General features: G+C 73.9%; 19 protein-coding genes. 11 read left to right on the forward strand and 8 right to left on the reverse strand.

Features of this window, described 5'->3' with window-relative positions; translation table 11 throughout:
* The first annotated feature begins 61 nt into the window (after positions 1-61).
* Both GGE06_RS21275 and GGE06_RS21280 read left to right on the forward strand, forming a co-directional pair.
* A complete protein-coding gene (locus GGE06_RS21275; RefSeq protein ID WP_184931470.1) occupies positions 62-1,372 on the forward strand; it encodes a carboxylate--amine ligase in 1,311 nt (436 codons plus the stop codon).
* Positions 1,373-1,398: 26 nt separating this feature from the next.
* Positions 1,399-2,655 (forward strand): FAD-dependent oxidoreductase, encoded by a 1,257-nt coding sequence (locus tag GGE06_RS21280; RefSeq protein ID WP_184931608.1) that lies wholly within the window; start codon positions 1,399-1,401, stop codon positions 2,653-2,655.
* Positions 2,656-2,722: 67 nt separating this feature from the next.
* Here the strand turns inward: GGE06_RS21280 and GGE06_RS21285 are convergent, their stop codons facing one another.
* Entirely contained in the window at positions 2,723-2,956 is a 234-nt protein-coding gene (locus GGE06_RS21285; protein WP_116159137.1) for a chaplin, read from the reverse strand.
* Positions 2,957-3,132: 176 nt separating this feature from the next.
* A complete protein-coding gene (locus GGE06_RS21290; RefSeq protein ID WP_116159138.1) occupies positions 3,133-3,546 on the reverse strand; it encodes a rodlin in 414 nt (137 codons plus the stop codon).
* A gap of 219 nt (positions 3,547-3,765) precedes the next feature.
* Between GGE06_RS21290 and GGE06_RS21295 the strand changes: the two genes are divergently transcribed.
* Positions 3,766-4,176 (forward strand): rodlin, encoded by a 411-nt coding sequence (locus GGE06_RS21295; RefSeq protein ID WP_116159139.1) that lies wholly within the window; start codon positions 3,766-3,768, stop codon positions 4,174-4,176.
* A gap of 78 nt (positions 4,177-4,254) precedes the next feature.
* On the opposite strand, the gene GGE06_RS21300 is transcribed toward GGE06_RS21295, so the two are convergent.
* Complete coding sequence (locus GGE06_RS21300; protein ID WP_184931619.1) at positions 4,255-4,461, reverse strand: hypothetical protein; 207 nt, start codon at positions 4,459-4,461, stop codon at positions 4,255-4,257.
* 118 nt (positions 4,462-4,579) lie between these two features.
* Here GGE06_RS21300 and GGE06_RS21305 point away from each other — a divergent pair, with 118 nt between their 5' ends.
* Entirely contained in the window at positions 4,580-5,620 is a 1,041-nt protein-coding gene (locus tag GGE06_RS21305) for an LCP family protein (protein WP_116159140.1), read from the forward strand.
* A 94-nt stretch (positions 5,621-5,714) separates the two neighbouring features.
* Positions 5,715-6,122 (forward strand): rodlin, encoded by a 408-nt coding sequence (locus GGE06_RS21310; protein ID WP_116159141.1) that lies wholly within the window; start codon positions 5,715-5,717, stop codon positions 6,120-6,122.
* A 79-nt stretch (positions 6,123-6,201) separates the two neighbouring features.
* On the opposite strand, the gene GGE06_RS21315 is transcribed toward GGE06_RS21310, so the two are convergent.
* A complete protein-coding gene (locus GGE06_RS21315; protein WP_184931471.1) occupies positions 6,202-8,223 on the reverse strand; it encodes a thioredoxin domain-containing protein in 2,022 nt (673 codons plus the stop codon).
* A 110-nt stretch (positions 8,224-8,333) separates the two neighbouring features.
* On the opposite strand from GGE06_RS21315, the gene GGE06_RS21320 reads away from it, so the two are divergent.
* Positions 8,334-11,867, forward strand: coding sequence for a tetratricopeptide repeat protein (locus GGE06_RS21320; protein WP_246532679.1), 3,534 nt, complete (start codon positions 8,334-8,336; stop codon positions 11,865-11,867).
* A 69-nt stretch (positions 11,868-11,936) separates the two neighbouring features.
* Here the strand turns inward: GGE06_RS21320 and GGE06_RS21325 are convergent, their stop codons facing one another.
* Together GGE06_RS21325 and mca are read right to left on the reverse strand one after the other, a co-directional pair.
* Positions 11,937-12,176 (reverse strand): hypothetical protein, encoded by a 240-nt coding sequence (locus GGE06_RS21325; protein WP_376773570.1) that lies wholly within the window; start codon positions 12,174-12,176, stop codon positions 11,937-11,939.
* Complete coding sequence (mca, locus tag GGE06_RS21330; RefSeq protein WP_116159144.1) at positions 12,169-13,050, reverse strand: mycothiol conjugate amidase Mca; 882 nt, start codon at positions 13,048-13,050, stop codon at positions 12,169-12,171. Before mca ends, GGE06_RS21325 begins: the two co-directional genes overlap by 8 nt.
* Positions 13,051-13,148: 98 nt before the next feature.
* Here mca and GGE06_RS21335 point away from each other — a divergent pair, with 98 nt between their 5' ends.
* The 4 genes from GGE06_RS21335 (at position 13,149) to GGE06_RS21350 (ending at position 19,161) form a co-directional block, all read left to right on the forward strand.
* Positions 13,149-13,550 (forward strand): DUF4307 domain-containing protein, encoded by a 402-nt coding sequence (locus GGE06_RS21335; protein ID WP_116159145.1) that lies wholly within the window; start codon positions 13,149-13,151, stop codon positions 13,548-13,550.
* Positions 13,551-13,739: 189 nt separating this feature from the next.
* The gene (greA, locus tag GGE06_RS21340) at positions 13,740-14,237 is read left to right on the forward strand and encodes a transcription elongation factor GreA (RefSeq protein ID WP_116159146.1); all 498 of its coding nucleotides are present in this window, start codon (positions 13,740-13,742) and stop codon (positions 14,235-14,237) included.
* A 107-nt stretch (positions 14,238-14,344) separates the two neighbouring features.
* Positions 14,345-16,885, forward strand: coding sequence for a serine/threonine-protein kinase (locus tag GGE06_RS21345; RefSeq protein ID WP_312883224.1), 2,541 nt, complete (start codon positions 14,345-14,347; stop codon positions 16,883-16,885).
* 5 nt (positions 16,886-16,890) lie between these two features.
* Complete coding sequence (locus GGE06_RS21350) at positions 16,891-19,161, forward strand: serine/threonine-protein kinase (RefSeq protein ID WP_184931472.1); 2,271 nt, start codon at positions 16,891-16,893, stop codon at positions 19,159-19,161.
* Between the two features lie 13 nt (positions 19,162-19,174).
* On the opposite strand, the gene GGE06_RS21355 is transcribed toward GGE06_RS21350, so the two are convergent.
* A complete protein-coding gene (locus tag GGE06_RS21355) occupies positions 19,175-19,960 on the reverse strand; it encodes an ABC transporter permease (RefSeq protein WP_181924859.1) in 786 nt (261 codons plus the stop codon).
* A 65-nt stretch (positions 19,961-20,025) separates the two neighbouring features.
* Positions 20,026-21,060 carry an ATP-binding cassette domain-containing protein gene (locus tag GGE06_RS21360; RefSeq protein WP_116159149.1) on the reverse strand — a complete coding sequence of 345 codons (1,035 nt, stop codon included), beginning with the start codon at positions 21,058-21,060 and terminating at the stop codon, positions 20,026-20,028.
* A 354-nt stretch (positions 21,061-21,414) separates the two neighbouring features.
* Between GGE06_RS21360 and GGE06_RS43480 the strand changes: the two genes are divergently transcribed.
* Entirely contained in the window at positions 21,415-21,912 is a 498-nt protein-coding gene (locus GGE06_RS43480) for a helix-turn-helix domain-containing protein (RefSeq protein ID WP_181924530.1), read from the forward strand.
* Positions 21,913-22,031: the final 119 nt, after the last annotated feature.

Genomic DNA, 22,031 nt, shown 5'->3' on the forward strand with positions numbered 1-22,031 from the left:
CTCCGTAGTCCATTAGAGGATTTCATCGCCCAGTTGGGGCACCCGAGATGAAGGGCATGCCGTGCCGCCCAATCAGCGTTTCGACACCAGCGTCCCCACCGTCCTCGTGCGGCTCGACCGGAATCCCTTCCATCACGGCACGCTCGGCGCCGCGCGTTCGCTGGGGCGGGCGGGAATTCCGGTCCACGCCGTCATCGAATCGAGCACCAGTCCCGTCGCACATTCGCGCTATCTCTGTTCGGTCCGGGTGCGCCCCGGGACGGATTCCGGCACCGCGCTCTCCGCCCTCCTGACCCGGATCGCGGACGAGATCACCGACGACCCGTCACATCCCGTGCTCGCCGTGCCGCTGGACGACGTCAGCGCCCTCGCCCTGGCCCGCCACCGCCCCGGACTCGTCCCCCGCCTCCTGCTGCCCGAGCAGACCGAGGAGCAGCTCCTGAAGGTCGCGGACAAGGCGGAACTCGCCGAGACCTGCGCCGAGCTGGGCCTGCCCCATCCCCGTACCGAGATCCCCGAGGGCGCCGACGAGGCCGCCGCCATGGCCTGGTCGCTCGGCCTCCCCGTGGTCGCGAAGTGGAGCCGGCCCTGGCTGCTCCCGGCCGGCGGCGGGCTGCGGAGCACCTCGATCGTGCGCTCCCTGGCCGAGGTGCGGGAGCTGTACGCCCGCACCCCGGAGGCCGGCAGCCGGCTGCTGCTCCAGGAGCTGCTCCCGGCGGGCCGGGACCTCGACTGGTTCTTCCACGGGTACGTGGACGCGGCGGGCCGCTGCCCGACCGGATCGACCGGCCGCAAGGAGCGCTCCTGGCCGGACGGGGCCGGGCTCACCGCCTCCGGACGCTGGACGGTGAACCCGAGCGTGGAGCGGACGGCCCGCGATCTGCTCGACGCGCTGGGCTACCGGGGCGTGTGCGACCTGGACTTCCGGCTGAACCGGGCGACCGGCGCGTACCACCTGCTCGACTTCAACCCCCGGCCCGGCGCCCAGTTCCGGCTCTTCACCGACCCGGACGGACTGGACGTGGTCCGGGCGCTGCACCTGGACCTCACCGGCCGCCCCGTACCGCCGCACTCCCCCGCGTACGGCCGGCGGTTCCTGGTCGAGAACTACGCCGCGCTCTCGCTGCTCGCCTCCCCGCGCCGCCGGTACGCCCCCGAGCCGGGCGCCGCGCGGGGGCGGACCGAGTGCGCCTGGTTCGCGGCCGACGATCCGGCGCCCGCGCTGGCCATGGGCGCCGCCTGGCTCGCACACCTGCTGCGCAAGGCCCTCGCCGCGCTCCGCCGGGTGCTCGCGTCCCGCCGGAGGGACCCGGCCGTCACCGCCGCGCCGCCCGCGGCCCGTACCGCCGGCGACCAGCTCGCCCCACGATGAACACGGAAGGCACGATGTCGACGTCGATGTACGACCTGGTGGTCGTCGGTGCCGGCCCCTACGGCCTGTCCGTGGCCGCCCACGCCGCGGCCCACGGACTGGGCCTCCGGACTTTCGGCCGCTCGATGGACTCCTGGCACGCCATGCCCTCCGGGATGTTCCTGAAGTCGGAGCCCTGGGCCTCCCACCTCTCCGACCCGGCGGGCTCATACGGCCTCGACGCCTACGCGGCGGCCAGGGGCGTCCGCGCCGAGCACGGCCTCCCCCTCCCGGTCGGCTTCTTCGCCGCGTACGGCGACTGGTTCGCCCGGCAGGCCGTGCCCGCCCTCGACGAGCGGCTCATCGGCTCGGTCGCGCCCGCCGCCGACGGCTTCGAGCTGCGCACCGAGGACGGCGAGGCCGTGCGCGCCCGGACGGTGGCGCTGGCCGTCGGCGCCCTGCCGTTCCTGGAGATCCCCGGACCCCTGCGGGCACTGCCCCGGCGGTACGTCACCCACTCCAGCCACCACGGCGAGCTCGACGGCTTCGCCGGCCGGGACGTCACCGTCGTCGGCGCCGGGCAGGCGGCCCTGGAGACCGCCACGCTCCTCGTCGAGCGGGGCGCCGCCGCCGTACGGATCGTCGCCCGCGCCGGCCGGCTGAACTGGAACACCCTGCCGCCGCCCCTCGACCGCGGCCCGTGGCGCTCGCTGCGCGCCCCGCACACGGGGCTCGGCTGCGGCTGGCGGAACAGGCTGTACGCGGACGCCCCCGGGGTCTTCCGGCGCCTTCCGGCCGCCACCCGCGAGCGGATCTTCGACTCGGCGCTCGGTCCTGCGGGCGCCTGGTGGCTCCGCGAGCGGTTCGCGGCGGTCGGCGACGTCCGCCTGGGGCAGCGGGTCACCTCGGCGAGGGTGACCGGGGACGGACGGCTCCGGCTCGACGTGGCGGGGCCGGACGGGACGACGGTGCTGGAGACGGACCACGTGATCGCGGCGACCGGATTCACCCCGGGCCTGGACCGGGCCGGGGTCCTCTCCCCCGCGCTGCGCGGGGCGCTGCGCAGGGTCGGGCCGGGCGGCGCCCCCGAGGTCGGCGGCCTCTTCGAGTCCTCCTGGCCGGGCCTCTTCCTCGCCGGGCTGCTCACGGCCCCTTCGTACGGGCCGTCGACGCGGTTCGTGTTCGGCGCCGCGTACACGGCGGGACGCCTGGTGAAGGGGGTCAGGCGGCGGCTGCGGGCGGGCGCCGGGCGTGGGGTCCCCGGGCGGCCGCACACGGGCGGGAAGGCGCCGGTCCCGGCGTGACGGGGGGCCGGCCCCGGGGAGCGGATGCTCTCCGGGACCGGCCCTCCGTGCCTGCGGGCGCCGGGACTCAGGCGTTGATGCAGGTGTTGAAGGCGGCCGGGTTCAGCGCGCCGATGACGTTCACGCTGTTGCCGCAGACGTTGATCGGGACGTGGATCGGGATCTGCACGACGTTCCCGGAGAGGACGCCCGGCGAACCGACGGCGAGGCCGGTCGCGTCCGCGTCGGCGAAGGCGGGGGACGCCACACCCATGGCCATGACGATTCCGGCGATGACGGCCGCGGCCTTCTTACAGTTCATTGCGTCTGAATCCTTTCCTCGGCGGAATGAATTTCCGCTGCACACAACACAACGACCATGCCGCACAGAGGAAACCGGAATAACACCGACACCCGCTCTTTCACCCCATTGCCCGCACGGAAAAGGGCCGGCGGGAACGTGTTCGCTCCCGCCGGCCCCGTCGTGCGCGAGACGGATCAGCTGTTGTAGGCGCCGTTCCCGGAGAGGACCGGGATGTCCTCGACCAGGTGCGACAGCGGCTCGTCGCCCTTGGCCTGCGTGGAGTTCTCGGTGCACTGCTGGTTCTGCGGGGAGGACAGGACGTTGATGTCCTGGACGGCGACCGGGACGAGGAGGCCGAAGACGGAACCGACGTTGCCCTTGACCGGGGCGCCCAGGCAGAGCTTGTTCAGCGAGCCCTGGACGGCCGAGAACTGCGGGCTCATGTCGCCGTGGGTCGTGGAGTTGCCGAACGACTGGTGCGCGTTGTTGCCGCTGAGCGAGGTCGTGCCGCCGTCGTCGGCGATGGCGAGCGCCGGGGAGGCCGCCGCAGCAGAAGCGCCGACAACAGAGGCCGTCACAGCCGCAGCCGCCATAATCTTCTTGATCACGGTGATTCCGTTCCTGTTCCCACCAATCGACCTGATTGATGCGACGGGATCAACTGCGGTCGCGGACTTTGGTTCCGGCACTTCACTCGTTCGACTGTGTCCGTGTTTCGCGCTGCCGCGCACGCTCCGCCAAGAGGGTGACACAGCGGAACCCCCGCGCTCGGCGGCCTGTTGATCAGGTCGCTCCCTGCACGGAGCCGGTTCTAGAAGGGAACTCCCGTGATCAAGAAGGTTATGGCCACCGCGGCCGCAGCCGTCTCCATCGTCGGCGCCACCGCCGCCGTCGCCTCCCCCGCGCTCGCCATCGCCAACGACGGCGGCACCACGTCGCTCTCGGGCAACGGCGCGCACCAGGAGTTCGGCAACTCCGCCACCTACGGCAACATGAGCCCGCAGTTCGCGCTCGTCCAGGGCTCCCTGAACAAGCCCTGCATCGGCCTGCCGGCCAAGGTCAACGCCGGTTCGCTCATCGGCGCCATCCCGATCGCCGTCCAGGACATCAACGTCCTGTCGTCCCCGCAGAACCAGCAGTGCACCGAGAACTCCACCCAGGCCAAGGGCGACGAGCCGCTGTCGCACATCCTGGACGACATCCCGGTCCTGTCGGGCAACGGCGTCGGCAACAGCTGACGTTCCGCCTGAGCGCGACGACGTTCACACGTCAGGGGCCGCCCTCCGGGGCGGCCCCTTTCGTCTGCTCCGGCTCCGCTACCAGGTCGGCCAGACCGGCGTCGCCATCAGACGCTCCCACTCCCGGTCGGGCATCCCCGGCACCGCCCGCCCCGCCTGCACCCACTGGGTGACCAGCGCGGAATAGACGGGGAACGGAGTACTGTCGGCCGGAGGCGGGTCACTCACATATCGGCTCTTCGGAATGAAGGCCATCCGTTCCCATTTTCCGGGATCCGGCGCCATTTTCGCTCCTTCCGCTGCGATTCCCGCATCATTACACAGGCGCCGCAGGAGAGTGATTCGACCTGTTCATGTCGCGTCGCGTACCTGTGTGCGAGCGGGTCGAAAATACGGTGCGGGCATGAAATTCCCGCGCCCCCGGCCGGCTCGGCGTCCGCTGCTCGCCGCGACCGCCCTCGCCGCCCTCACCGCCCTCGCCCCCGGCGCCCTCGCGCTCGCGCCCACCGGTCTCCCGGCCCCCGAGAAGGGTCTCAACCTCCTCGTCGTCGGCATCGACAGCCGCAAGAACGTCACTCCTGAGGAGAAGGAGCGCTTCCACCTCGGCGGGCACGAGTGCGACTGCACGGACGTGATGATGCTCGTGCACGTCTCCGCGGCGAACGACCGCGTCGAGATCGTGAGCATGCCGCGCGACTCCCTCACCACGCTCCCCGCGGGACACGTCGACCGGCGCACCGGGCAGACGCACCCCGCCCACCCGGCGAAGATCAACAACGCCTGGGCGGAGGGCGGTTCCTCCCTCGCCGTGGAGACCGTCGAGTCGAGGACCGGACTGCCCGTCCACCGCTACCTGGAGATCGACTTCCGGCGGTTCATGGACACCGTGGACCGCGTCGACGGCGGCGTCCCGATCTGTACGGAACAGCCGCTCAAGGACCCGTCCACCGCCATCGACCTCCAGCCCGGGACCAAGTGGGTCGCGGGCGGCGAGGCCCTCCAGTACGTCCGCTCCCGGAAGGCCGACGGGAAGATGGACTTCGGCCGCATCCAGAAGCAGCAGCAGTTCGTCGTGAACACCCTGCGCCGGCTCCACGACGGGATCCTCGACGACCCGGCCGCGCTGAAGGCCTTCGCGGCCACCCTGCGCGGCACCGGCGCGGTCGAGCGGGGGATCTCCACGGCCGAGCTGCTGACGCTCGCCGCGCACCTGCGGGACCTGCCCCCGGAGCGCATGGAGTTCGCGACCGTGCCCGTCCGGGGCTTCAACCCGGACATCGAGGGCGTCGGATCCACCCTCGCCTGGGACGAGGAGGGCGCCGCGGAGGTCTTCGGGCGACTGGCCGAGGACCGGCCGCTGCCCGCCGCCGAGGCCGTCGCGCCGAGCGAGATCCCGGTGGGCGCGTACAAGCCCTCGAAGGGGTCATCGCTCATCTGCCCGTAGTCCGTCCGATGGACATCCCGGAACCTCCGGGCCGCTGACCAGTTGATCAGCACGGCTCGGCATTCAGCCAGTCAGTATCGGAAAGGCCAGAACCATGAAGAAGCTCCTCGCGACGGCCGCTGTGGCCGCGTCCGTCCTCGGCGCGACGGCCGCGGGTGCCGGGCAGGCGCTCGCGATCGCCGACGACGGTGGCACCACCTCGCTGTCGGGCAACGGCGCGCACCAGGAGTTCGGCAACTCCAAGACCTACGGCGACATGAGCCCGCAGTTCGCGCTCGTCCAGGGCTCCCTGAACAAGCCCTGCGTCGGTCTGCCGGCCAAGGTCAACGCCGGTTCGCTCATCGGCCTCATCCCGATCTCGGTCCAGGACGTCAACGTCCTGTCCTCCCCGCAGAACCAGCAGTGCACCGAGAACTCCACCCAGGCCAAGGGCGACGAGGCGCTGTCGCACATCCTGGACGACATCCCGGTCCTCTCCGGCAACGGCGCCGGCAACAGCTGAGCGACGACGCCAGGACACGGCGCGGCCCCGCCGCCCCTCCTCGGAGGGGTCGCGGGGCCGTCCCCGTTCCCGGCTCGTCTCAGAGCTTCCGGGCCAGTTCGGCCGGGTCGGTGACCGGCGCGTCGCAGGTGAAGTGACGGCACACGTACGCGGCGGGCGACCCGGCCACCAGCGGCCGGTCCTTCAGCAGCGGGAACTCCCCGCTGTCGGGGGCTCCGGTGGCGACGACCGCCCCGGGAGTGGCCGCCGCCAGGGCCGTGCGCCGCAGCTCCCTGAAGACCGGGTCGGCGGCGTCGCCGACGACGGCGATCTCACGGGGCCCGTCGAGGAGGGCCTCCGCGACGGCCAGGCCCCAGCCGATGAAGCGGGGCGCGCGCGGTCCGAGGGCCTTGACCACGCCGAGGGCGCCCTCGGCGGCGGCGCGGTGGGCCTCGGAGCCGGTGTGCGCCGCGTACGAGAGGAGCGCTCCGGCGGCGGCGGTCCAGCCCGACGGGGTGGCGTTGTCGGTGGGGTCCTGCGGGCGCCGGATGAGGGCCTCGGCGTCGTGGGCCGTGTCGTACAGCGCGCCGCCCTCGGCGGTGAAGCGGTCGAGGACGAGGTCCAGGAGGAAGCCGGCGAACTCCAGCCAGGCGCCCTCGCCGGTGACGGCGGCGAGGGCGAGGAACCCCTCGGCGACGTCGGCGTAGTCCTCCAGGACACCCGCGTTGGTCCCGGCCCGGCCGTCCTTGGAGGTACGGGTGAGCCGGGCGGACTCGTCCATGTGGACGCGGACGAGGAGGTCGGCGGCCTCGGTGGCACGCTCGACCAGGTCCGGGCGGTCGAAGAGGGCGCCGGTCTCGGCCAGGGCGGCGATCGCGAGGCCGTTCCAGGCGGCGACGACCTTGTCGTCACGCCCTGGACGCTCGCGCTCCTCGCGGGCGGCGAGGAGCCGGGCCGCGATCGAGGCGATCCGGTCGGCGTCGGCAGGGCCCGCCTCCCGCGGAAGCTGGAGGACGGAGCTGCCGTGCTCGAAGGTGCCGTCCTCGGTGACGCCGTAGTGGGCGGCGGCGAGGGCGGCGTCCTCGGCGCCGAGGACGTCCGTGAGCTGCTCGGGGGTCCACACGTAGAAGGCGCCCTCGACGTGCTTGCCCGTGCCGTCGTCGCTGTCGGCGTCGAGCGCGGAGGCGAAACCGCCCTCGGGGGTGCGGAGCTCCCGGACCATGAAGTCGGCGGTCTCCAGGGCGACCCTGCGGGCCGGCTCGCTGCCGGTGGCCTTCCACAGGTGCGCGTACACCCGGCAGAGCAGGGCGTTGTCGTAGAGCATCTTCTCGAAGTGCGGGACGACCCAGGCGCGGTCCACGGCGTACCGGGCGAAGCCGCCGCCCAGCTGGTCGTAGATGCCGCCGCGGGCCATCGCCTCGCAGGTGTCGGCCACCATCTGCAGGGCCCCCTCCGCTCCCGTACGGGCGTGGTGGCGGAGCAGGAACTCCAGGGCCATCGACGGCGGGAACTTGGGGGCGCCGCCGAAGCCGCCGCGGGTCGCGTCGTACTCGCGGGTCAGCGCGAGCAGGGCCCCCGCCAGCTCCTCCTCGCCGGGGACGCCGTCGCCCCCGTAGGCCAGGGAGCGGCCCGCCAGGTCCTTCACGATGCGGTCCGCGACCTCGTCGACCTCCCCGCGGCGGTCGGCCCAGGCCGACCGGACGCCTTCGAGGACCTCGGGGAAGGACGGCATGCCGTGCCGGGGCTCCGGCGGGAAGTACGTACCGAAGTAGAAGGGGGCGGCGTCCGGGGTGAGGAAGACGGTCATCGGCCAGCCGCCCTGACCCGTCGCGGCCTGCACGGCCTCCATGTAGACGGCGTCGACGTCGGGCCGCTCCTCGCGGTCGACCTTCACGGCGACGAAGTTGTCGTTGACCAGGGCGGCGATGGCGTCGTCCTCGAAGGACTCGTGTGCCATGACGTGGCACCAGTGGCAGGAGCTGTACCCGACGCTGAGCAGCACGGGGACGTCGCGGCGCCGGGCCTCCTCGAAGGCCTCGGTCGACCACGGCCACCAGTCGACCGGGTTGTCGGCGTGCTGCAGGAGGTACGGGGAGGTCTCATGGGCCAGTCGGTTCGGCATGGGCCCATCCTGCCGCAGTGGTCTCCTCCTTTCTCCGCTCCCTCGCGCCGACGCGCGCGACGCAGGACACTGGGCCGGATTCGTCGGGCACGCGCGGAGGGGGAACGCAGATGCGGGAGAGTCACCGGGCCGAGGCCGAGCGGCTGTTGGAGCGGGTGGTCTCGGAGGAGGTACGGGTCTCCGGGGGCCGGGCGGACGCGGAGGTGCTGCTCGCGCGGGGGCGGGCGGAGCTGGACGCGATGGCGGCGGACGCGGGGGACGCGTACGCGGTCTATCTGCGGGCGGAGGCGGCCGGACGGAGGCGCCCGGCCTTTCTCGGCGGCCCCGCGCTGGTCACGGGTGTCGCCGCGGCGGCGGCCTTCGGCGCGGACCTGGCGCTCGGTACGGGGCCGGGGACGGCGCTCGGCGCGGGCGCGGCGGCCGCGGTGGCGGGTGCGGCGGCGACGGTACTGCGGGCGACGGGCGGGCCCCGCGGGGCCGATGGGGTGGAGCAGTCACGAGCCGACTGGCTGAGGGCCCTTGAGGTGCGGGGGGTGCGGCCGTTCCTGGAACGAGAGCGGGAGCGGGTGCGGGTGCGGGTGCCTGCGGCGCGGGCGGAGGCGGACGGGCCGGGGTCGGCGACTTCAGCGGCCGGGGCCGGGGCCGAGTCGACGGAGGTCGGGGGTTCGACGGGCGAGGCCCGGTCGGCCGGGGCGGGCGGGGCCGCGGACCGAGCCCGGCGGGGAGAGACCGGGGCTTCGGCGCTCGGCGGCTCCGCGGGCGACGACCGGTCGGCCGGGGCGGGCGGGGGCCCGGCCCCTGTCCTGGGGGTCGGAGGGGCTGCGCGCGGTGGCGGGCCGGTTGAAGGGAGCGGGGGTGCGGTCGAGGGCCCGGCTCGCGGTGGCGGGTCGGTTGAGGTGGGTGGGGGTGCGGTCGAGGGTTCGGCGCGCGGTGGCGGGGTGGGTGGGGGCGGGGCTTCCCGTGGAGTCGGGTGGTCGGGTGGGGCTGAGGGGCGGCGGGTCGATCGGAGTGCGGCTGCCCGGACGCGGGCCGTGCTGGAGCGGTCCTTCGGGCATCTGCCCGATCCCGGTGGGGTGTTCGCCGGGCGGCGGGAGGAGCTCGCGCGGATCACGCGGTGGGTGCAGGCCGGGCGGGCCTCGGCCGCGACGCGGCCGACCGTCGTCCTGCTGCACGGCCGGCCCGGCTCGGGCCGTACCGCGCTCGCCGTGCGGGCCGCCCACGCGCTGCGGGACCAGTTCCGCGGAGCCTGTGTCGTCGACCTGCGGGACGGTGCCGTGACGGACCGGGAGGCACTGCTGCACCTGCTCAACCGGCTCGGCGCCCCGCGCGACCGGCTGCTCTTCCGCGAGGGCGCCTCGGCGGAGCAACAGGTGCGGAAGCTCTCGGAGTTGTACCGGCGGCAGGTGAGCGGGGTGCCTGTGGTGCTGATTCTCGACGACGTCGCCGATGCCGGCCAGGTGCTCGCCCTGCTGCCCGAGCGGTCCGACAGCCTCGTCCTCGTGACCTGCCGGGAGCCGCTGGACCTCGGCGAGGGCGTACCGGCCGACGTGCACGCGCTGCCCGTGGCCGCGCTCGACGCGGCGGGCGCCGAGGAGTTGCTGCGGGCGACCGCCGGCGGGCCCGACCCCGGCCCGTACGACGCGGAGGCCTTCGAGCGGATACGGGAGCTGTGCGGGGGCCTTCCGCTGGCGCTGCGGGTCGCGGGTTCCCTGCTCGGGGGGCGCGCCATGGACGACCTCGCGCATGTTCTCGCCCGGCCCGGCTGGGGCGCCGATCCCGTCGAACGCGCCCTGTCCGTACGGTACTTCCTCGACTTCGACGAGGACGCCCGGCAGCTGCTCCGGCGGCTCGCGCTCGCCGGGCGGGCCTCGCTCGGCGCGGCGGCGGCGGCCGCGCTGCTCGGCGGGAGCGGGACCGAGGCGGCCCGGCGGCTGCGGGAGCTCTGCGCGGCCGGGCTGCTCGACCACGTGCGCGGGGAGCGCTACCGGCTGCACGACGTGGTGCGCGCCTTCGCGGCGGTCCGGCTCCTCGACGAGGAGGACGCGGCCGAGATCGCGGCCGCGCAGGAGCGGCTCCTCCGGAACCACGCGGAGCTCGCCGACGCGGTGATCCGGATGGTCGACGGCAAGATGTCGACCCGGGCCGACCGGTTCGACGGGCACGGCTTCGGCTCCCTGGAGGCGGCGCTCGGCTGGCTCGACGAGGAGTCCAGCTTCATCACGGCGGCACTGCGGCACGCGGAGGGCGTCGACCAGCAGACCGTGCTCGATCTGCTCAGCGCGCTCTGCGACTACTGCCTGCTGCGCGGCGACCTCTACCGGCTGGGCGAGATCAACGAACTGGCCGAGTCCGTCGGGCAGGGGCTGCTCACGCGTTCGGTGCGGTGGCGGACGGGCATCGCGGCGCGGCAGCTCGGCGAACTGGACAAGGCCCGCAAGACGCTGACCTCGGTCGTCTCCCAGTACCAGGAGGCCCACCAGGACGCCGGGGCGGCGCTCGCGCTCTGCTCGCTGGGGATCACCCTGCACCACCAGGGGCGGCTCACGGAGGCCGCGGCGCGCCTGCGGGAGGCGCTGGCGCTCCAGGGGCCGGAGTCGCTGGCCGCCGACCGGGGGTGGACGCTGCACGCGCTGGCCGCGGTGGAGCGCGACCGGGGCGACCTCGCCGAGGCGTCGGCGCTGCTCGGACGGTCGCTCGCGCTGCACCGGGAGCACGAGTCGCTGCACGGCGAGGCGTGGGCGCACTTCCAGCGCGGGCAGGTGCTGCTCGTCCTCGGCGACACGGCGGGCGCGGAGGGCGAGCTGCGGCAGGCCCTGGAGACGTACGGGCGCGTCCACGACGGGCGCGGCGAGGCGTGGGCGCTGACCCAGCTCGCGCGGGCGCGGCTCGCCGCCGGGGAGGCGGAGCTCGCGGTGGACGAGCTGCGCGGGGCGCTCGCGCGGCACCGGGAGCAGGAGGACGCGCGCGGGGAGGCGTGGACGCTGTACTACCTGGGGCAGGCGCTCGAGGAGCGGGGCGACCGGGACGAGGCGGTGCGGGAGCTGGGGCGGGCGCGGTCGATGTTCTCGCGGATGCGGGACCTGTACGGGCTCGCCTGCGCCCGGCACCACCTGGGGCGGGTCACCCGGGACCAGCAGGGGGCGCGGGCCGGCAACCTGCGGAACTCGGGCTTCGCCCGGCAGCTGCTCGTGGACGCGCGGGCGGACTTCCGGCGGATCGGGGTTCCCCACGGGGAGGCGTGGGCCTGCCTGGAGCTCGCGATCGTCGACGCCGGCAACGGGCGCGTCCCGCAGGCGCTCGCGCTGTGCGAGGAGGCGCGCGCGCTCTTCGAGGGGTACGGCGACCGGCGGGGCTCGGACTGGGCCCGCCTGCTGCGCTGCGGGCTGCTGCCGCACGCGGTGCCGGGCAGCCCGGAGCCGGGCACGGCATCGGCCCGCGAGGAGCTGGCGGCGCTCGCCGCGGACCGGCACCCGGCCCGCGACCCCCGCCTCGACGACTGCGCGGAGACCCACGCCCTGCTCCTGGACCGGGGCACCACCCCGTCCACCCCGTGGCAGGCCTGGGACCTGGGCCTCGTCCCCTCGCGTGCCGCCAGGGAGGTCCTGGGGGTGCGGGACGACCTCAAGGGGCCGGAGGCGCCGTAGGCACCCGGCCCCTCGGGACGGGGCCGCCCCCCGGGCCGTACTCCTCGTACGGCCCGGGGGGCGGGTGGGTCACTTGCCCTTGGTGGACGCCGGCTCCGCCGGGGTCGCCGCCTCCGGGTCCGGGGCCTCCTCGAAGGAGACCTTGCCCATGTGGCGGTTCATCGACTTCATCAGCATCCAGACCGCGAGGGCCAGGGCCGCGAAGACGACGAAGCCGAGGACGCCGGGGGTCACCTTGTTCTTGTCCAGCTCTTCGGCGGCGAAGGGGACAAGCTGGGTCAGTGCCAGGTGTGCGCTCATGTCAGGCATTGTCGCGGATGCCCGCGAAGAGATCTTCCTCGGGGAGGGAGGTCGGGACCAGCGCCTTGCTGAGCTCGTACTCCTCCGTCGGCCAGACCTCCTTCTGGATCTCCATCGGGACCCGGAACCAGCCGCCGTCGGGGTCGATCTGGGTGGCGTGGGCGATCAGCGCCTTGTCGCGGGTCTCGAAGAAGTCCGCGCACGGCACGTGCGTGGTGAGGTTGCGCGCCTTGCCGCCGAACTCGTCCCAGCGCTTCAGCCAGTCCCCGTACGGCGACTCCAGGCCGCGCGCCAGGAGCGCCTCGTGCAGGGCCTCGGTGCGCGGGCGGTTGAAGCCCTGGTTGTAGTAGAGCTTCAGCGGCTGCCAGACCGGGCCGAACTCGGCCTCGGGGTACTTCTCGGCGTCGGCCGCGCCGTCGAACGCCACCATCGTGATCTTGTGGGTCATGATGTGGTCGGGGTGCGGGTACCCGCCGTTCTCGTCGTACGTCGTGACGACCTGCGGACGGAAGGAGCGGATCTCGCGGACCAGCGCCCCGGCCGCCTTGTCGACGTCCTCCAGGGCGAAGCAGCCCTCGGGCAGCGGGGGCAGCGGGTCGCCCTCGGGCAGGCCCGAGTCGACGAATCCGAGCCAGTGCTGGGAGACGCCGAGGATCTCGCGGGCCTCGTCCATCTCCTTGCGGCGCACCTCGTGGATGTTCGCCTCGATGTAGGGGTCGCCCTGAAGCTTGGGGTTCAGGACCGAGCCGCGCTCGCCGCCCGTGCACGTCACGACCATGACGTCCACCCCCTCGGACACGTACTTGGCCATCGTGGCCGCACCCTTGCTCGACTCGTCGTCGGGGTGGGCGTGAACGGCCATCAGTCGCAGCTGCTCAGTCAAAGCTCGATCCTCAGTGATTCGACGCGGAGGGTGGTCTCTATAGTGACGGAATCGGGGGAGCGAAAATTCCGCCACCCCCGGCTTCGAGAGGATCCCCCATGAGCGCGGTGCGAGAGCAGCTGCCCGAGGGGCGCTACGGGCGCTCCGCGGATGAGCGGGCCGACCGCAAGCTCAAGATCACCGGTGCGGTGCTCGGGGTCCTCTTCCTCGGCATGATGGGCTGGTTCGGCTGGCACTACGTCGTCGACAACAAGATCAGCGCCGAGATGATCAAGTTCGAGGTGGTGAGCGACGCCGAGGTCCAGGTCCACCTGGAGATCCGCAAGGACGCGGGCGTCAAGGGCGTCTGCACGCTGCGCTCCCGCTCCGAGGACGGCGCCGAGGTGGCCCGCAAGGACGTGCGCGTCGACGACCCCGGGACCCGGGTCGACCGCGTCTTCTCGCTCCGCACGACCGCCCGCGCGACGAGCGCCGAGCTCATCGGGTGTACGGCGCGGTAGCGGTGGGTAGGGACGGGGTGTCGAGTCCCGGCGAGTCACCACGGTGACCTGGGGTGACGCCATCTTTATGGTTTATGTCCTCCCGCTTTTCGCCACTCATTGTTAGGCTCGTGGTTTCGCCCACTCGGGAAGCGCATGCTGTCCGTGTAGGGCGATGCTTTGTATTCCCAGTACCTACGAGGAGCACCTGTGACCCAGACCAGCGACAACGTCACCTGGCTCACCCAGGAGGCGTACAACAAGCTCAAGGACGAGCTTGAGTACCTGTCTGGTCCCGCGCGTACCGAGATCGCCGCCAAGATCGCCGCGGCGCGCGAAGAGGGGGACCTGCGCGAGAACGGCGGGTACCACGCGGCCAAGGAGGAGCAGGGCAAGCAGGAGCTCCGGGTCCGCCAGCTCACCCAGCTGCTCCAGCACGCCAAGGTCGGCGAGGCGCCGGCGGACGACGGCGTCGTCGAGCCGGGCATGGTCGTCACGATCGCCTTCGACGGCGACGAGGACGACACGGTGACCTTCCTGCTCGCCTCCCGCGAGTACGCGAGCGACGACATCGAGACCTACTCGCCGCAGTCGCCGCTCGGCGTCGGCGTCAACGGCAAGCAGGTCGGCGACGAGGCCGAGTACGAGCTGCCGAACGGCAAGAAGGCCACGGTGAAGATCCTCAGCGCGAAGCCGTACACCGGCTGAGCCGCACTCCTTGAGCGAAGGGCCGGCCCCGTGGGGGGCCGGCCCTTCGTCCTGCATGCACATGCAATGATGCGGGGCTGACGACGCGTCACCAGGGGGAGGACGAGGTGCTGGGACCGCTGCGCGAGGGCGCGCCACGCCGTATCGGACCGTACGAGGTCCTCGCCCGGCTCGGCGCCGGCGGCATGGGGGAGGTGTTCCTCGCGCGGGGCGCGGAGGACGGCCCGGAGGGCGGCCCCGAGGCACGTGCCGGGGACGGTCCCGAGGCACGTGCCGGGGACGGTGCCGGGGCACGTGCCGGGGACGGTGCGAGGCCCGGCCCGGAGGACGGCCCCGCAGGCCGCTCCGTCGGGGGCGGCACCTTCGTCGCCGTGAAGACCGTGCGCCGTGACGTCGTCGGCGATCCGGCGTTCCGCGACCGTTTCCGGCGCGAGATCAGGGTCGCCTCGCTCGTCGACAGCCTGTACGCCGCCGCGCCCGTCGGCGGCGACGCCGACTCCGAGGTGCCCTGGCTGGCCACCGCGTACGTCCCCGGCCCCAGCCTCTCGCAGGCCGTGCGGCGCGGCGGGCCGCTGCCCGTCGCCGCCGTGCGGGCGCTCGGCGCGGACGTCGCCCGGGCCCTCGCCGATCTGCACGGGGCCGGGGTCCTGCACCGGGACCTCAAGCCCGGCAACGTCATGCTGTCCGTCGACGGCCCCCGGCTCATCGACTTCGGCATCGCCCGCAGCAGTACCGCGACCACGATGACCGCGACCGGCCTGATGGTCGGCACGCCCTCCTTCATGTCCCCCGAGCACGTGGCCGGCGCCCGCCGGGTCACGGCCGCCTCCGACGTCTTCTGCCTCGGCTCGCTGCTCTGCTACGCGGCGACCGGCGAGGACCCCTTCGGCGACGGTCCCCTCGCGGCCGTCCTGTACCGCGTCTCGCAGGCCGAGGCCGATCTGTCCCGCGTCCCGGAGGAGCTGCGCCCGGCCGTCGCCGCCTGTCTGGCCGTGGATCCGGCGGACCGGCCCACGCCCGCCCGGCTCGTCGAGCTGCTCGCGGCGGAGCCCGCGAAGGTCTTCCCGTGGCCGGAGGGCGTACGGGACCACATCGGCGAGTACGGCAGGGAGCTCGCCCAGCTCGTCGCCTCGGGCGGGCCGCTCCTGGAGGCGGCGCCCGTCGACCCGAGGGGGCCGGTGGTCACCCCGGAGGTGCCGGGCCTGCACTCCGTACCGACGCTCGCTCCGGTGGCCGCGCCCGCCCCGCCCGCCGAGCCCCCGCGCCGGAAGCGCGGGCGGCGGGCGCTCGCCGCCCTGCTCGCGCTCGCGGCGGTCGCCGGAGGCGTCGGCGCGTACCTGCTGTGGCCGGAGGGCACGGAGCAGCCTCCCGCGAAGGCCGCCCCGCCCGCCGGGCCCCGGGTCCCGGGCGTGGACGACCGGGGCACCGCCGACGCCTCGGGCGTCGTCCCGCAGAACGCCGCCCAGCGGCCCGCCGGCTGGAAGCCGTGGCGGGCGAAGCTGCGCGCGCCGGCGTTCGGCTGCTCGGCCGGCGAGAAGGTCCTCGTGTGCCGGACGACGGACGGGCGGTACGAGGCGCTGGACCCGGCGAGCGGGAAGAAGCTGTGGGACGCGGAGGTCGACTCGGAGTCCCCGACGGACTCGTACATGAGCGACCGCGTCGTCTACTTCGTGGCCCGGGACAGCACCCGGCCCACCGTCCACGACGGGAGCGTCGTGCTCGTCACCGGCCGGAGGCTCCAGGCGCGGGACGCGCGGACGGGCGTCGTGCGCTGGGAGAAGCCCGCCCTGGGCCCGCAGTACATCTGGGCCACCCGGCCTCTGGTGGCCGACGGGATCGTCTTCGCCGCGACCGAGGTGGCGGAGGACGTCGAGTCGGAGCGGGTCGCCCTGACCGCGTTCTCCCTCGCCGACGGCAGGCGGCTGTGGACCAAGGCGCTCACGAACTCGGCGATCTCGAACGCCGAGCGACGCGCGTACGAGCCGGTGGCTTACGCGAAGGGGATCGTCTACGCCCTCAGCCAGGGCGGACTCGTGGCGTACGACGGGAAGACGGGCACCCTGCTCGGCGAGGCCGACCCGGACGCCAAGGACTGCCACGAGATCAAGGTCCTCGGCGACTCCGGGTACTGCGCCGGCATCGGCAACCACCGCTACTCGCAGCTCACGTTCCACGCGCTCGACGCCCGCACGCTCGCCGTGAAGGCGTCGGTGCCCGCGCCGCTCGCCTCGGTCGCGCCCGCCGCCGTCGGCCCGAACGCCGTCGTCGCCTTCGACAAGGGCGTGAAGATCCTCGACCCGCGCACCGGCGAGACCCTGGCCTCCTACCCGGTGAAGGCCCCGCCCTCGGGCCTCGCCCAGGAGTGGTCCTCGCCGCTGCTCGCCGGCGACCAGGTCGTGTACGCCGACTTCTCCTCGCTCTACACCGTGCGGCTCGGCGCCGACGGGAAGCCCGCCGGGCTGAAGGTGACACCGGTGCCGGGTGCGCCGGGGCCCCGTGTCGCGGAGGAGGCGCGCGACCCCCTCTACGGCACCTTCGTCGCCAGGCAGGTCCGGTCCCCGGAGGTGCTGCCGGTCGGCGGGATCGCGTACATCGTCTACGACAAGGGGGCCGTGGCCTCCGTCGAGCTCCCCGGCGAGAAGGAGTAGGCGCCGTGCTGGAAGCCCTGCCCACGGGGCAGCCCGCGCGACTCGTCGGCCCCTACCGGCTGCTCGCCCGCCTCGGCGCGGGCGGCATGGGCGAGGTGCACCTCGCCTGCCGGGCGGACCGGCCGACGGCCGATCCGTACGGGATGGTCGCCGTGAAGACCGTACGGGAGGACCTGGAGGTCGACGGGGACTTCAGGACCCGGTTCCGGCGGGAGATCGTGGCGGCGCGGACCGTGGACGGGCCGGGCGTGGCGCGGCTCGTGGACGCGGACGCCGACGCGCCCTCGCCGTGGCTGGCGACCGAGTACGTGCCGGGGCCTTCGCTCGCCGAGGCGGTCGTACGGTCCGGAGCGCTGCCCGTCGCGGCCGTGCGGGCGCTCGGGGTCGCCCTCGCCGGGGCGCTGGCGGACGTGCACGCGGTGCAGGTGCTGCACCGGGACCTCAAGCCGGCGAACGTGCTGCTCGGCGCGACCGGGCCCAAGCTGATCGACTTCGGCATCGCACAGGCCTTCGAGGCGACGGCGCTGACCTCGACCGGCCTGGTGGTGGGCTCCCCCGGGTTCATGTCGCCGGAGCACCTGGTGGGGAGCCGGGCGGTGGTGCCCGCCTCGGACGTGTTCTGCCTGGGCGCGGTGCTCGCGTTCGCGGCGAGCGGCCGGGGGCCCTTCCACGACGACGAGATGGCGGCCGTGATCTACCGGATCAGCCGGGCCGAGGCCGAGCTCGGCGGGGTGCCGGAGGAGCTGCGGCCGGTCGTGGAACGCTGTCTGCGGCTCGACCCTGCCGAGCGGCCCTCGGCGGCGGAGCTGGCCGGGCTGCTGGGCGGCGGCGCTCCCGAGGTCTTTCCGTGGCCCGGCGGGGTGCTCTCGCTGCTCGCCGAGTACGGGGAGGCCGCCCGGCAGGTCGGGGAGGCGGCGGCCTCCGGCACGGGCGTCGCGGACCTGCCGACGCTCGCGCCCGTGGTGCCGTACTCCCCCACCGCCATGACCGCCCGGCCGCCCGCCGACCCGGTCGCGGGCGGGGAGCGGCGGCGTCCGTGGGGCGCGGTGGTGGCGGGTGCGGTGGCCGTGGCCGTGCTCGCGACGGCGGGCGTGGTGCTGCTGAACCGTACGGACGAGCGGGCCGGCCCGTCGGGCGGGCCGTCCGCCGGGGCTCCGGGCACGGGCACCGGTACCGCCGCTCCGGCGACGCTGAGCCGGGTCGTCCTGCCGTACGGCGGCACGGGCCGTACCGGCGACTTCGGCACGGCGGGTACGGACCGCGCGTACCGCCCGGCGGGCTGGTCGCCCTGGACGACGAAGGTCGAGCCGGGCACCGGCGCATGCGCGCTCTCGCCGAAGGTACTGGTCTGCGCGGGTACCGGGGGCTCCGCCGTCGGGCTGCGCGCCTCGGACGGCAAGCAGTTGTGGGCGGTGCCGGGCCGGCGCGACACCTCGCCGGTGGGGCCCATGTATCCGGCGGTGGTCGACGACACCGTGTACCTGACGGACCTGGACGGGATCCACGCGTACGGCCTCGCGGACGGCGGGGAGCGGGGCGTGATCCCGGTCCCCGACGGCGACTGGGCCGTGAAGAGCACCGATCTGGTGGACGGCGTCCTGTACTCGGCGTACTTCGGCGCGCGGGAGGACGGGAAGGGGCTCGTGACCGCCGTACGGCTCAAGGACCGCACGACGCTGTGGCGCACTCCGCTCGACGGGGTGCCGGAGCAGCTGGTGGCGGGGGCGGGGACGGTGCTCGTCCCGCTCGGCATGGACCGGGTGCTGGCGGTCGACGGCCGGTCCGGTGAGGTGGTGGCCCGGGGCCGGGAGGGCTGCGGCACCCTCACCGTCCACGCGAAGAGCGGGAGCGTGCTCTGCGCGGGCCGTGCGGACGGGGACGTGATCGTCCTGGACGCCCGGACGCTGAAGGCCCGCCGCACCCTGGCGCACGGGGTGACGACCAGGCCGGCGGTCCGCGCGGACGGGCTCGTCGCCCTGATCGACGACGGCGGGACGCTGGTCACGTACGACCTGGGGAGCGGCCGGGAGCGGTGGCGGGCTCCGTCGGGCGAGCAGGTCTACCTCGCGGGGGACCGGGTGCTGGCGGTGGACTCGGAGGGGGTGACGTCGTATCCGGCGGCGGGCTCCTCCTCCGTGGACGACGTCAAGGACTACCAGCCCAACCCGCCCGACGACTTCCCGGCCCCGACACACGCCGGAGAGGTCCTGGCCGCCGGAGGGGCGGTGTTCCTCCGGCTCCCCGACGGCCTCGTCGTCTCCGGCTACCTGCCGTGACGCGACCGGGGCCTCACCCCGTCGCCGAGCGGTACTTCCGTACCGACAGCGTCCGGAAGACCACGATGATCAGGATCGACCAGAGCAGCGAGGCCCACACCGGGTGCTGCATCGGCCACGCGTCGGAGGTGGAGACGCCGGGGTTGCCGAAGAGGACGCGGCAGGCCTGGACGGTCGCGCTGAACGGGTTCCACTCGGCGATGGGCTGGAGCCAGGAGGGCAGGTTGCTGGAGTCCACGAACGCGTTCGAGATGAACGTGACGGGGAAGAGCCAGATCAGCCCGCCCGAGGTCGCCGCCTCGGGGGTGCGGACCGAGAGGCCGATCAGCGCGCCGATCCAGGAGAAGGCGTAACCGAGGAGGAGCAGGAGGGCGTAGGCGCCCAGCGCCTTGGGGACGCCCTCGTGGATGCGCCAGCCGACGAGGAGCGCGACGACCGTGAGGACGACGAGGGTGAGCGTCGTCTGGACGAGATCGGCGAACGTACGGCCGGTGAGGACCGCGCCACGGGCCATCGGCAGGGAGCGGAAGCGGTCGATCAGGCCCTTGTGCATGTCGTCGGCGATGCCCGCGCCCGCCCCCGCCGTGGCGAAGGTGACGGTCTGGGCGAAGATGCCGGCCATCAGGAACTCGCGGTAGACGGCCGGCGAGGTCGAGGTGCCGATCTGCATCGAGCCGCCGAAGACGTAGCTGAACAGCACCACGAACATGATCGGCTGGATGAGCCCGAAGATGATCACCTCGGGGATCCGGGACATCTTGATCAGGTTGCGGCGCGCGATCACGAGCGAGTCGTTCATGGACTGGACGATCCCGCCGCGCGGGCGCGGAGCGTTCAGCCCGTCGGCCGACCCCAGGACGATGGTCACTTCACGGCCTCCTTCCGGCTCTTCCTGTCCTTGCCGTCCTTGCCGTCCGGCGCGCTCCCGTCCTCCTCCTCGCCCCGGTCGGCCACGTGGCCGGTGAGGGAGAGGAAGACGTCGTCGAGGGTCGGGCGGCGCAGGCCGATGTCGTCGATCTCGACGCCGACGGCGTCCAGGTCGCGTATGACCTCGGCGAGCAGCTTGGCGCCGCCGGTGACGGGGACGGTGAGCTTGCGGATGTGCTCCTCGACGGAGACCTCGCCGTGGCCGATGCCCGCCACGCCGTAGCGGGCGAGGACGTCCCGGGCACCGTCGATCATCTCGGGCTCGTGCACGACGACCTCGACGCGCTCGCCGCCCGTCTGGTCCTTGAGCTGGTCGGAGGTGCCGCGGGCGATGACCCTGCCGTGGTCGACGACGCAGATGTCGTGGGCGAGGTGGTCGGCCTCCTCCAGGTACTGGGTGGTGAGGAGCAGGGTCGTACCGCCGGAGACGAGCTCCTTGATGACCTCCCAGAGCTCCTGCCGGTTGCGCGGGTCGAGGCCGGTGGTCGGCTCGTCCATGAACATGACCGGCGGGGAGACGACGAGCGCCGCCGCGAGGTCGAGGCGGCGGCGCATGCCCCCGGAGTACGTCCTGGCCGTGCGGTCGGCGGCGTCGGCGAGGTGGAACCGGTCGAGCAGCTCCCCGGCCCGGGCCTTCGCGGCCTTCGCCTTCATCTGGTAGAGCTGCCCCACCATCTGGAGGTTCTCGCGGCCGGTGAGGTACTCGTCGACGGCCGCGAACTGGCCCGAGAGACCGATCGAGCGGCGGACCTCGTTGGGGTGCCGGAGGACGTCGATCCCGGCGACGACGGCCCTGCCGCTGTCGGGTCTGATCAGGGTCGTCAGGACCCGCACGGTGGTCGTCTTCCCCGCGCCGTTCGGGCCGAGGAGACCCAGGACCGTGCCCTCCGGCACGTCCAGGTCCACTCCGTCCAGTGCTCGTACGTCCCCGAAGGTCTTCACCAGACCCTCGGCGTAGATCGCGCCTGGCATGTGGATACTCCCAGGAAGATTTCGGGCTTATCCCCCCGATCCTAGGATTTCGCGGCGGCCCTCGCCCGGTGAGTCCGTGGCCCGGGGCAACCACCCGCCCCGTCCCGGCCGTCCCGGGGCGGCGGCCCGGGACACCCGTTGGCGTGCTGTTGGCGGGCCGTTGGACCCGGGGGCGAAGCTGGGGTCCTGGCACGGAGCACGACTAACGGGGAGCACGCGATGACGGTCGGCGCACACGGCACGAGCAGAACCAGCGGGACGAGCGGGACGGGCAGGACCGGAGGGGCGGGGGCAGCCGGGGGGACGGGCAGGACGGGCGGAGCCGGGGTGACCGGCGGGACGGGTGGAGCCGGGGTGACCGGCGGGACGGGGGCGGCGGACGACCCGGGCTGCTCCGGCTGCGCGGGCTGCGACGCGACGACCCCGTGGGCCGAGCTGGCCGCCGAGATGCGCCGCATCAAGCTCGCCACGGAGCTGAGCTACGGCAAGCTCGCGCAGCGCACCCACTACAGCCGCTCCTCCTGGGAACGGTTCCTGAACCAGAAGCAGTTGCCGACCCGGGTCGCGGTCGAGGAGTTCGCCGCGGCCGCCGGAACGGACCCGGGCCCGCTGCTGCGCCGTCTGGAGCGCTCCCTCGCGCACGAGACGGCCGCGCGGGCGGCGGCCGCCGCCGCGCACGAAGGGGTACGGGGCGGGGAGCCCGGCCTCGTCCCCGCGGTCCCGGCACCCCGGCAGGAGTCCGACCCGCTGGGCCTCGGCCGACCGCTCGGCCTGCTCGCGGCGGGGGCGCTGGTCGGCGGCGGGCTGGTGACCGTCCTCAACAGGGCGGCGCGGGGGCGCAAGGGCCTCTGAGGCGGCGTACGGGGGCGGAGGGGGCGTGGGGGCAGGAGGCCCCCCGTACAGGGCGGAGGAGGCGTAGGGGCAGGAGCGCCCGTACAGGCCGGAGGGGGCGCGCGGGGGGCAGGAGCCCC

Origin of the sequence: Streptomyces nymphaeiformis (assembly GCF_014203895.1) — a bacterium.
GTDB lineage: Bacteria > Actinomycetota > Actinomycetes > Streptomycetales > Streptomycetaceae > Streptomyces > Streptomyces nymphaeiformis.